At 36.7% G+C, this 12,155-nt stretch carries 10 protein-coding genes; 1 reads left to right on the top strand and 9 read right to left on the bottom strand.

Going from position 1 to position 12,155, the window contains the following annotated elements:
* Positions 1-12: 12 nt before the first annotated feature.
* The 7 genes from TR08_RS25435 to TR08_RS25405 all read right to left on the bottom strand — a co-directional run bounded on the left by TR08_RS25435 (position 13) and on the right by TR08_RS25405 (position 8,766).
* The gene (locus TR08_RS25435; RefSeq protein ID WP_045523013.1) at positions 13-1,872 is read right to left on the bottom strand and encodes a hypothetical protein; all 1,860 of its coding nucleotides are present in this window, start codon (positions 1,870-1,872) and stop codon (positions 13-15) included.
* A gap of 27 nt (positions 1,873-1,899) precedes the next feature.
* Positions 1,900-3,480: an FAD-dependent oxidoreductase gene (locus TR08_RS25430; RefSeq protein ID WP_045523011.1), complete on the bottom strand. Its 1,581-nt coding sequence runs from the start codon at positions 3,478-3,480 to the stop codon at positions 1,900-1,902.
* A gap of 77 nt (positions 3,481-3,557) precedes the next feature.
* Entirely contained in the window at positions 3,558-4,532 is a 975-nt protein-coding gene (locus tag TR08_RS25425) for a Gfo/Idh/MocA family protein (RefSeq protein WP_045523009.1), read from the bottom strand.
* A complete protein-coding gene (locus TR08_RS25420) occupies positions 4,529-5,539 on the bottom strand; it encodes a Gfo/Idh/MocA family protein (RefSeq protein WP_045523007.1) in 1,011 nt (336 codons plus the stop codon). The genes TR08_RS25425 and TR08_RS25420 overlap by 4 nt, the downstream gene beginning before the upstream one ends.
* A 129-nt stretch (positions 5,540-5,668) precedes the next feature.
* Positions 5,669-6,673 carry a zinc-dependent alcohol dehydrogenase gene (locus tag TR08_RS25415; RefSeq protein ID WP_045523005.1) on the bottom strand — a complete coding sequence of 335 codons (1,005 nt, stop codon included), beginning with the start codon at positions 6,671-6,673 and terminating at the stop codon, positions 5,669-5,671.
* Between the two features lie 21 nt (positions 6,674-6,694).
* The gene (locus TR08_RS25410) at positions 6,695-7,750 is read right to left on the bottom strand and encodes a dihydrodipicolinate synthase family protein (protein WP_045523004.1); all 1,056 of its coding nucleotides are present in this window, start codon (positions 7,748-7,750) and stop codon (positions 6,695-6,697) included.
* Positions 7,750-8,766 carry an NAD-dependent epimerase/dehydratase family protein gene (locus TR08_RS25405; protein WP_045523003.1) on the bottom strand — a complete coding sequence of 339 codons (1,017 nt, stop codon included), beginning with the start codon at positions 8,764-8,766 and terminating at the stop codon, positions 7,750-7,752. The genes TR08_RS25410 and TR08_RS25405 overlap by 1 nt, the downstream gene beginning before the upstream one ends.
* A 236-nt stretch (positions 8,767-9,002) precedes the next feature.
* On the opposite strand from TR08_RS25405, the gene TR08_RS25400 reads away from it, so the two are divergent.
* Positions 9,003-10,361 (top strand): hypothetical protein, encoded by a 1,359-nt coding sequence (locus TR08_RS25400; protein WP_045523002.1) that lies wholly within the window; start codon positions 9,003-9,005, stop codon positions 10,359-10,361.
* Between the two features lie 75 nt (positions 10,362-10,436).
* Here TR08_RS25400 and TR08_RS25395 read toward each other — a convergent pair whose 3' ends face one another.
* A complete protein-coding gene (locus TR08_RS25395) occupies positions 10,437-11,336 on the bottom strand; it encodes a Gfo/Idh/MocA family oxidoreductase (RefSeq protein WP_045523001.1) in 900 nt (299 codons plus the stop codon).
* Positions 11,337-11,365: 29 nt separating this feature from the next.
* Positions 11,366-12,142, bottom strand: a complete 777-nt coding sequence (locus TR08_RS25390) for a carbohydrate ABC transporter permease (protein ID WP_045523220.1) — start codon at positions 12,140-12,142, stop codon at positions 11,366-11,368.
* Positions 12,143-12,155: the final 13 nt, after the last annotated feature.

Below are 12,155 nucleotides of genomic sequence, written 5' to 3'. Positions count from 1 at the left end.
ATAGCCCACTCCTTACTTTTCCTTTGCATCAAACTCTAGTAGTGACTGATTCAATTCCTTTAATAATAAACCAGACAATATAATAGCATTCGTCCAACCGCCTTCAATTACATAAGCACCCCAGCCGGTATCGCCATTATTACCAAAATACTCACCACGATTTAGGTGAAAGGAACGCATCCAGCCACCATCAAATTCGTGCCTTGGTGAAGAGATTTGAATAGAAGAGATAAATTGAACGATATTTTCATGGAAATTTTTGAAATCTAAATCTCCAGTTGCTTTCACTGCTTCCCAGGCATTTACACTTAAGAAATTATTTGTATATAACTGATCAGCAATGCCTTCATTATTCAATCGAAAAACACCCGTATCTTCCGTACCATACCGGTCTGGATCTGGATTATCGGCTTCCTCAATTCCACCTAATTCATGTTGATGTCCAGATAAATAATCAATAATTTCATCTAAACCTTTGCGGATTACTTCATCTTTTGTTACTGCATAGAGTTGGGCTAATGATAATAGGAATCTGCTATATCCGGCAGTTTTGCTATACATAAACTTCATTTTCTCTTTATTGTTCAACAATGTTAAAGTACCCTTATAGGCAGCCTGTAGAAATTTTTTATCATTTGAAACATAATAGGCTTGTATGAATGCAGCATGGACAACTGCTTCAAAATGGGGATTCATGCTGGCTTCCGTTGAATTTTGGAAATATGCTATTCCGTTATCTATTAATTCTTGTTCTCGGATACATTCCGGACGTAGTCCATTTACATTTTGCGTGTTTAATAGAGCGTACGCCGTTAGGAGACCCCTTTTTTTATATTCATCATTCCCTGTTTTTCGATAAAGATATAATAGAACAAGCGCCACCCAGCTATTATCATCTGAAAATATTTGATCAGGCTTACTCCTTGGACTTTGGAACCACTTCCAAAAACCAAATGTTACCGAATTTGAATCATCATCCTGGTAGCCTGCATCAAACAAATAGGTTAGTAAACTTGCAGACATGTTTATCCATTTACTATCCTTCGTATATTCTCCATACAAGTAAAACATTAAAGCAGTATGTGCATGACAATCAGGCCGTAAATCCTTACTAAAATCACTTCTAATCGAATGAACATTTTCATAAACTCCTAGACTTCCATCATTCTTCGGCAAAATACCAGAATTTAAAAACCAGTTCACACCTTTTTCAATGGTTTTTTCAATGTCGGTATCCTTTGAAATTTGAATGATCGGATCTATCATCTTAATTGGCAAATGATAATCATTTTGCAGCCATTTCACGACATCATTCCATAACGAGTTAGGTCGTAACGTCCAGATTTGTTTATTACTTAAAAAGGAAAATGTTGAAAAAATAGCTTTCCCTTTACCATGATTTTTTACTACGATTCCAGGATATTCCCCTTCCTCTTCCGTCCTATGGGTTTCTTTAAAATGACCAATATCCAATAATCTCGCTGTATCAAATGTAAATCCAGTTAGAAAGGGACCTTGCCATTCGAGCAGCTGTCCTTTTTTACAATAGTGGCTATCGTTGGAAATGACTAATTTCTCAAGACGGCGATTGGTCACAGCAAAATCTTGTTTGAACCCAAAAAGTCTTGATGTTGGAAATTCCTCACAATTAATAAGTTCCCCATATAAAGTTCCGCCATGCTCCACAAATTCCCATAACTTTTCTATCATTTCATAAGGCAATTTCATTGGTGTCCCATTGTCGTTACCATTGATCATAATATACTCATACTGTAGTAGATTTTTTTCTTTTAACTCTTCGATACTGGAAAAATAGTTTGTAAAGTTCACAAACTCTTTCATTTGCTTACTTTTATCAACCAGAGCGATCAAAGCTATCCACTCCATTCTAAAATAGGGTTATACTTTATGAATTTTTGGCCATTCTAGTTCGATTCCTGCCGTTACTAATCGTGACTGAAAGTCCTTTAAAAATGGTTCTTTATTTCTCACTTCATGTGGAACTATATTTTGATCAATACAATAAGAAGCTAAATGTCCCGCCGCTTCACCGATATTCCATTCAACGGGATGAAGCCGGTAACAGCCATTGGTAAGATGTGTGGTGCCGATATTTTTACTCGCAGGCAATAAATTCCGAACTCGTATTGGAATTAAACTGCCAAGTGGAATTTGGAATGGATAGGCAGAAATATCAATGTAACTATTCATTCCTGTGCTTGGATGGAGGTCTAAACGGTAACAGCCAATCCCTACACTATCTTCAAAAAATGTGGCACTATTCTTCCCATCGATTTCACCACTAATATGCTGTTCCTTCACTGTAAATTCTGCTTTAATTCTTCTTGATTCACGTATATATGGGTACATCGCCAAACCATCTTCTGTGCCTAAAACATCTTTTCTTAACCGTAAACCAGGATAACCGAAGCCTCCATCTGGTCGGAGAGCTTCGGTTTGCATCCAATATAATAAAGATAAGCTTAATTGTTTTGCATTAAATAAATGCTTTTCTCTTTCTTCATCATTAACATCAATAATAGGTCCTAACCAATAATCATTTTGTGGCCAATTGACAATTGTAATATCACTTTGAAAAGTTCCCGGTACAAAATTTGTTTGATTAATAATTCTCCGGTAATTCCATAATGAAAAACGGTTTGGCTCGTAAAAAAATGAATACTCAATCGGTTCTAATGTATGTGGTACAACCCCCCACCAGCTTAATTGCTTTGCTGGCCAAAAGTGCGCCTGATAGTCTTTCCAAAACTCATATTGGGCAGGTTTTTCGATTGTATGGTCTTCCGTTTCGAGATAATCCATAGCAAAACAATAAGTAAAAGCCTGCATATTAAAAGTTTCTGCATCCCCACTTACCGCATGGTCTTCACCGGTTTCTGCCTTTGATTCGGCTCCAATTACATACTCAACATTCGCAAGAGGCAATACATCTCCTGTTTCTGTTGCATCCAAAAAATACTTTCCGGTTAATAAGAGCGAATGTCCTGTCAATGGTCTATAAACTGTAAGGGCTAGCACTTGATCCTTTTCAGTTTCAGCCCTGATAATTTTGTACTCCAAAAGCAATGTGAGCTTGCCACTACTCAAATAAGGAGCCAACAAATCATATAGAACACGCAATGCTACTCTTGGCTCATGGCTAATATTACTTACGAGTGCATTACCAGGATTAAATTGCTGGTTGTTCTGTTGGTTATTCTTTACTGGATAGTTATTAAAATAGTAGTCTCTAATTTTTCTTCGGAATGTTCGATAATTTCTCGTAGCACCGAAACTCTCTATCCATGGATGTTCATCGGGTGGTACTCCTTGGTTCGTTAATTGACCACCAATCCATTTTGTTTCTTCTGTTAAAATCACCGTTTTTCCGGTCTGCAGTGCAGCAAGTGCAGCTGCACATCCTCCAAGACTGCCGCCAATAATGACAAGATCCGCAGATATTTCTTGTGTAACTGTCAATGTATTCACCCCTTCATTTTCAACACTCTTTGCAAAACAATTAAGGAACCAAGTGATTTCCTTGATTCCTATCATTATTAGCTCAGTTTTACAGGGGTCTTTTTTTCATTAGACTGATAGGCTGCAAGTGCTACCTCAACTGCCTTCATACCAGAAAAGCCAGTTGCCAGTGGAGATTTCCCTTCTCTTACACTCTTAACAAAATCCTCGATAAGTCCTGCGTCCATATCATCTCCCCAGCCAATCCATTTGACACCATCGTGATCAGAATATAAATCTATTTTTTGTGAAAAGGCATCCACCTTTACCGTTCCATTTGTTCCAATAATTTCTAATGTTACATCGCCCCATGTAGGATAGTAACTATTCCTAGACCAGCTGCAATCTAATGTAGCAAACATCCCATTATTAAATTCCATCGTAATAATGCCACAATCATCAATGGGATGATTCGTATAAACACTGCCTATTTCCGCATAAACTTCTGTCACTTCGGCACCTGTGAACCATCTCATAATATCAACAACATGGACGGTATGGTCAAGAACAGCTCCACCACCTGATTTCTCTTTTTCAATAAACCAGCCTCCAGGATTGGTTCCACGGTTTGTTCCTTTTATGGCTAAAATTTCACCTAACACACCCTGTTCAATCATCTTTTTTGCCTGTTGAATGGGGGTGTTAAATCGAACTGGAAAAGCTGTTCCTAATAAAACTTTGTTTTCTTTACATACTCGAATCATTTCTTCCATATCTTCTAATTTCGTAGCCAATGGTTTTTCACATAGTACATGTTTTCCAGCATTGGCTGCAGCCAACACATGTAAATGATGTAAACTGTTTTCTGATGTAACCACAACTGCATCTATATCGGTTTTTAGCAAATCTTGATAGTTTTTATAATAGGTCGTGTCAAAAAAGTGAGAATACTTTTTACCTCTTTCTTCATTATCATCGGCTATTCCTGCTAGTGTGACACCTTCCATACCTTTCAATACGGATGCATAACTATGTGCATGCATATGGGCAAAACTGATGATTCCAATTTTCATATCAGATCGCCCCTTTCTCTATCTAGGGATATAGGTAAACCTGTTTTTAAAGATTGTAGGGCAGCGACTGAAATTTCCATTGCTTTATATGCATCTTCCGCTGTGACAATTGGCGTTCCATTCGTTTTCAAACATTTTAAGAAATGTTCAAGTTCAATATAATAAGGTGATTTTTTCAAAGGACTTTGTGGTACAGCTACACCGTTTTTTTCTTCATTCGATTTCCTAATAGAAAGTAAAACTGGCTCTTCTTTTAAACTATCATATTCGAGAATGCCGCTTTTTCCTGCAAATTCAAATTGTGAAGAAAAAGTTTGATGAGCCCATGTTCCTTCTACATGTGCAATAACACCAGATTTAAATACTAACGTAACTAACGCATAATCAAGGTGTTCGATTTTTCGTTCAGCAAGACCTTTCGCAAACACTCTCTCAACTTCTCCAAAGCTCCAGCGTAAAAAGTCAAAATCATGGATGATTAAATCAAGGATCACTCCGCCACTTTTCGTCTGGTCTGCATACCAATCGCCCCATCCTGCAGGAAAGTTCCCTCCCCGTTTCGTACGAACGACACCTATATCTCCAATCGTTCCATTCGAAACGAGGTCGCGTACTTTTGCGTATTGCGGGAAAAACCGAACGACATGCCCTACAAATAATCTCACATCTTTCTTTTCACAGTAATCAATCATTTCTCGCGCGTCTTCCAGTGTATACGCTAACGGTTTTTCGCATATTACATCAATTCCATAATCCGCTGCTTTCTGCACATATTCTTTATGCAAAAAAGTAGGAACACAAACATCAATCACATCAATATGTTCCAAATTGTTTACTGCTTCATCTAAGGTTTGAAAAATCTTTGTATCATTATGACCAATAATTTGTTCAGCTTGTTCTTTCCTTAAATCTACGATCCCAACTAAATGAACATCTTCCATAGAATAATAGGAAGTCGCATGTTCCCTCCCCATGGTTCCTGCACCTATCAATAATATCTTTTGCATACTATTAATCCCTCTTTCGACTTATTCCGGATCGTACCAGCCAATTTTAATATTATTTTTTTTTAATCAGATTATATTGCTTGCTGTGGCAATCCGATGATAGAAGTGGTTTCAGAAAATATTATTTCTTTACTTAAAGTAAATTAGTTTTGTAAGTGTTGTAGATTCTTTATTAAACAATTTTTCAAATTCTTGTGGTGCTTCATCAAATTCAATTACTTCTGAAATAAAGGGGCGAACGTCGATTCGTTTTTCTTTTACTAGCCGGATATATTCTTCCACATTTCTACCTTCCGTCCAGCGAACATATTCATATGGATAGTCAATTGCTTCTTTTTCATAAACTTTGTCATATCTGCCCGGCCCGCCTGCACGAGAAATAAGCAGCTGTGCTTCTTTAGCAAACATTAAATCTCTTGGAAAATCTGGTTCAATATCTCCAACTATGACTGCCTTGCCTTTATTACGGATCCATTTCAAACATTCTTGTGTTAGTGGAGACCGTTTGCCACCCGCACATAATAGGACAGCATCTGCACCACGGGATTTGGTTTCTATTCGAATGGCCACTTCCATCTCTTCAATCGTCGAAAAGGATTTAATATTTTCACCCTGCAACATTTCAACTCGACTTTCATGAAGATCATAGGCGATGACATTGTACGCAGCAGCATTAGCGATTTTGGCAATTAATTGACCTAATACACCTAAACCTACAATAACTGCTGTTTCACCAAACTGAAGGTTTGCGATACGCAGTGCATGGATGGCAATAGCACCGAGTCCACCTAGAGCTGCTTCCTTTGGATCAACGGATTCAGGAACTTTTGCATATAAGGTTTTTGGAACTAACAAATATTCATCATGGTGTACATATGGAGCCCCATAACATGCTACCAAATCCCCTTTTTTCACATCAGTGATTTCACTTCCACATTCAATCACTTCCCCCATCGCACTATAACCAAGATGAACTTGTTTATTTTCACTATTTGAAAGAATAGTAAGTTCCGTTCCTGGAGAAATGACGGAATATAACGTTTTGATTAATAGATAAGAAGGTTTTCCTTCTATTTTTGGTAATTCATCTTCAATGATTTCAACCTTCTTGTTGTGTGCTACAATTCTTTTCATTTGAAATCAGCCTTCCGTCTATTATTTAGCGAACCACTTTGATAAATTTGCTCTCACAAATTCATCATCATGTAAGTGTGGATAGCTAGCATAAACCCGATTCAGTTCGTCTGCCTGCCCCGGACTTAAAACTTCACGATCAAGCAAACACCAATTACCTTGTAACAATCCTTGTCTAGCTAAAATTTCATTAATTCCAGCAATGCTTCCTTTGAATCCATTTCTAGAATCAAAAATCGCTGCATTCGCATCTGTTATTTGTTGACCAAGAGTTAGCAGCTCTTTTGGAATCGATTCATGATTTTGCACCATTTTTATTACATCAAAAATCTCAACTACTCGTTTTGTCCAAACTGACCAGTGTCCAAGAAGACCGCCGGTGATTTTCTTTTCTATCTTTTGATTTCCAATATTAAAATGAAAAGTCGTAAGCAAATCATTTATGATGTTATCGTCATTACCAGTGTATAAGGCAATTTCTTCATTACGAGGAGAATGGCAAACGGCGCGTACAACGTCTATCGAACAATACCGATCAAATGGAGCAATTTTTATTGCATAAACATTCGGGATTGAGGCGAATCTTTGCCAAAATTCATAAGAAAAAATTCTTCCTCCTACTGCAGGTTGTAAGTAAAAACCAAATAGTGGAATGATCTCTGCTACTTTTTCTGCCCGTTCAATTAAATCATCTTCTGACAGATGATTTAACCCACCCATACTTAAAAGTCCTAAATCATAACCAGCTTCTTTACTAAATTTTGCTTCCAAAAGGGCCTGTTCAGTCGGTCCGCAAATCCCTGCCACCTTAATAAAGTCATCCGGAACATTGGCCTGTTGTGTTTCTTCAATCGCAAGGGATAACACCTTTTCATATAGATTAAATTCAGGATCACGAATTTCAAATTGGGTTGTATGCACCCCAACTGCAATCCCACCTACACCAGCATCAATATAATAACGTGTTAATGCACGTTGGCCAGATTCATCCAACTGCCTTTCCATAGTCAATGCTAGAGGATGTGCTGGTATAACAGTACCTGCATGAAGCTTTTTCTTAACAGCCTCTTTTAGCATTAAAATGCACCTTCTCTTTCTTGGAAATGTGTTGGTTTATTAAGGGTCTGACCATCACTGATAACCCAGTCAGCAATCAAATCAATCATTTGTTGAACCGTTACTTTTGGATACCCAAATAATTTATGTGCATGTGAAGCATTGTTAAGCAGCGCAGTAGGACTTTCTGTATTAACAAACAATGGTTTCTTTTCCATTCTTTTTCCGAATTCAGTTGCCAGCCATCTTACTGATAATGTTTCAGGTCCTGTAACATTTATAAGTTTCGGAGGGTGATTTGTATGTAATAAAGAGCGAATAGCATACTCATTAGCATCTCCCTGCCAAATCACATTAACATTTCCCATTGTCAAATCAATTGGTTTTCCTTGATTCACATTTTTTGCAATTTCCAGAAGTACTCCATAGCGTAGATCAATTGCATAATTTAATCGAAATACAACCATTGGTGTTTGATTTTTATGAGAAAAATAAGTAAGTACACGTTCTCTTCCTAAACAAGATTGAGCATACTCTCCAACCGGATTTGCCGGTACATCCTCAGTACAACTATTGCTTAAAACGGTTGAAAATGGATAAACATTCCCTGTTGAAAAGGCAACGATTCGTGAATCTTTAAATTTTTCCGCAATTCGACCTGGAAGATATGCATTCATTGCCCATGTATAATGCTCATTTCCCACTGTTCCAAATTTATTTCCTGCCATATATATAATATTTTTCACATTAGGCAAGTTCTGGAGATCTTCTTCCTTCAAAAGATCAGCCTGTATCGTTTCAATACCAAATTCCTCTAATTCTTCTTTTAAACTACTATCGGTAAATCTTGCTACACCAATTACCCTTTTTGGTAATCCAGATTGATCAACAGCTCTTTTCGTCATTTTTGCTAACGTTGGTCCCATCTTTCCGCTAACACCTAGTATCATAATATCCCCATTCACCTGTTGGATGTCTTGAACTAATTCTTGGCTAGGTGTGGTCATAAAATCTTCTAACTCTGCAATCGTTTTCATACTAATCCTCCTAGAGTAAATATTAAAGTCTTTTACTATGAAATTCATAATTTACTAATTTAATTTCATTCTATATTTAGCATTATTAAAAGACAAGTCACTTAAAGGTCTTTTAATAAGCATCCGTTTTCAGAAGAAAAATTTTATGTTTGACAATTGGAATCGTTCATCTTAATCTATTAGTAAGATTATATAAAGACATTTCTTTAATGTGTCTTTAAACAGGAGATGACAAGATGAAGACTAACCAATTATCTAACAACGTCCCCGAAATTATTATTGGAATCGTTGGTCCTGAAGCACTTGACAAAGAAATAATGAAAGCGCTTGAAGCCTTCCCCAATTTTCATCCTATCTTTCTAAATGCTACACCATCTACTATCGTTCCGGAAATCATCGTTAACTTGATCAATAAAGTTGAAGTTCTTTTATTCACTGAATTTCCGACATACTTTAAGGCAAAACAGCTTGTGAACTTTTCAATTCCGGCTCATTATGTCCCTTTAATGGGGACAGGTCTTTATCGGTCATTGTTTCTGATTAAAAATCAATATGATTTACTATATTTATCGATTGATACCGTCGAAGAAAAATACATTCAACATATTTTTTATGATTTAGGTGAAACAAAATATCAATTTAAATCTTTTCCTACTTATAATCAGTCCAATTCGACTCAATCGATTGTTCAATTTCATCAAGAAAATTATCAAAAATATGGCTCTATCGCCATTACCGGCATTCAGGAAGTTTCATTGAAACTGTCAGAATTGGGCATTCCTAACGAATGGGTTACACCGACTTATCAGGATATTATTGTTTCTCTTGAACGCGCATTACTCGCAACGGAAGCCCGGAAAAATAAGGAATCTCAAATTGTCTTTGGAATTATCGATATTGATAAATTTGATAAAGCAACTGAAAAATATACAACTGAACATGAAGTACAATTACTGAAGCTGAGATTTCAACAAATGATGCTGAATTACACAAAACTCCTTGATGGCCATTTAATCAATTCAGGAGGGGAAGAATTTTCCTTTATAACCACACGTGGTATTTTTGAAAGAGAAACACGTGGTTATAAATTTATTCCATTATTAAATGCTGCCAAAAGCGAATTGGGCGTGTCAATAAGCATTGGTGTTGGATTCGGGCGCTCCGCAGCTGAGGCGGGCAGCCATGCTAGGATGGCACTTCGTCAATCTAAAGAATTAGGTGGTAATGTCTGTTACATCGTTCGAGAAGATCAAAGTGTAATTGGACCGGTTGATATTATAACCGATACCCAATATGAAAAATATGATTTATCAATCACAGATGCTGAATTACTAGACAAAGCGGAAAAAGCTGGAATGTCTGCTGCATATATGACCAAGTTAATGGCAAGGGTGGCACGTCATAAAAAATATGATTATACTGCCCAAGAGTTAGCCTCGACATTAACCATTACAACGAGAAGTGCCCACCGGATCCTTTTAAAATGGATGGATGCGAATTTGGTAGATATTGTAGGAGAAGAAAAAATCACCTATAAAGGCAGGCCAAGACGAATTTATCGGCTTAGTTTTATAATGGATGACAAAAAACAATAACTTTATAGAGATAATGAAACGGCAGGATTAGTAAATTTCCCGCTGTTTCATATTGTCTCTCATCCCAATAGCCACTCAAATCCACATTAGTTCCCCAGTCACTTTACTTTCATTGGCCGCTTCAATAAAACGAATAATTTCCAGCGTTTCACTTACGGGTACAATCGGTTTTGCGCCGCAAAAGAAAAGCAAAATTTGTTCTAGTAAACTAGCATAATACGGTTTTGATGATGAGTCGATTCGTACATATTCATTACCATTTTCATAATGAATAACTGCACCGAAATTATAATTGCCTTTTCTATTCCCTCTTGCCGTACCTATTCTGCCATCTTCCCATTGTGAAATAATCAAATCATAGTCCTGATTGGATACCGTCCTTACATTGTTCGCTCCAGACCCTAATATGGCATAAAGCATTTCAATTGTATGGATCCCATACCAAAAATAGCCTGGCTGCGTTTCAACCATTTCCATTGGACCAAAACAGTCTGCACCAATAATATTGCCTTTATCTTGTGCAGAAAGTGCCTGACCTAAGGTTTCAGCAAAACGCAACGCAGAAGAACTCATGATTGGAGTATTATATTTCTCTGATAGTTCCACCATTTTAGAAGCATCAGATGAACTTAGACAAAATGGTTTATCAATGAATATTGGCTTATTAAACATGACCATTTTACTTAATTGTTCTAAATGTACCCTGCCATCTACAGATTCTAATAAAATGGCATCACATTGCTCTGCTACTTCATCAATGGTCTCAACGATTCGTACCCCATATTGTTCAACTTCCTTCGTTATCCCGCTAATTCGAGAATAGCTTAAAGCAAAATCTAATGATCCAACTGGGCATGCCATCATAACCTTCCCACCTTTTACATGAAAGTGGTTATTCGGATCATTTAATAATTTTGTAAAAGCCACAGCATGAGAGGTGTCTAGACCAATCATCCCAATGTTTAAATTCCCCATATTCCTTCTCCTCTACTAAACTGAGAGACCTATTTCAAACCTGACATCTGTATGCCTTCTGTAAAATATTTCTGGAAGAACAAAAAGATTAAGAAGGTTGGAATAAATGATAATGTAGCCCCTGCCATTTCAATTCCAAAATTCCCTTCCTTATTTAAAGTAGAAGCTAAACCTACTGTAATGGGATACATTTTTTCATTCGTCATATAAATTAACGGCTGAAATAAATCATTCCAGTTACTTACAAATGCAAAGGTTCCAACGGTCGCAATCGATGGAAATGCTAATGGCATATAAATTTTACGAAAAACTTGAAAATCGTTGGCCCCATCCATCCGAGCGGCTTCATCTAATTCCATCGGAATACCTTGCATAAATTGGCGAACTAAAAATACCCCCATAATAGCCCAAAGTTCTGGAATAATTAATGCTTGATATTCATTAATCCAGCCAAATTTTGAAAACATGATAAATTTAGGAATGATTAGTAATTGTTGCGGAATCATAATAACTGCCATAAACGTCCAGAAAATGATTTCCTTACCAACGAATTGCTTCCTAGCGAATATATAACCTAAAACACCTGCAAAAAACATTTGTGAAAAAACAGGGATGATGGTCACGACAATTGAGTTAAAAATCCAACGCAGAAAATTGTCATTTCTAAACAGGTAAATAAAATTATTTAAAGATGGATTATCTGGGAGCCAAAATAATGGATCCAAGGATGCATAAGTTGTTTCTTTTAGTGAACTTAAAACCATTATTAAAAACGGAAGGAGAAAGCAAAATCCTAGGAAGAACATTACAAAATATTTT

Source organism: Neobacillus niacini, assembly GCF_000759675.1.
GTDB classification, from domain to species: Bacteria; Bacillota; Bacilli; order Bacillales; family Cytobacillaceae; genus Neobacillus; species Neobacillus niacini_A.
Note: the sequence above shows the minus strand (reverse complement) of the source record. Positions and strands in the feature narration are given on the sequence as shown.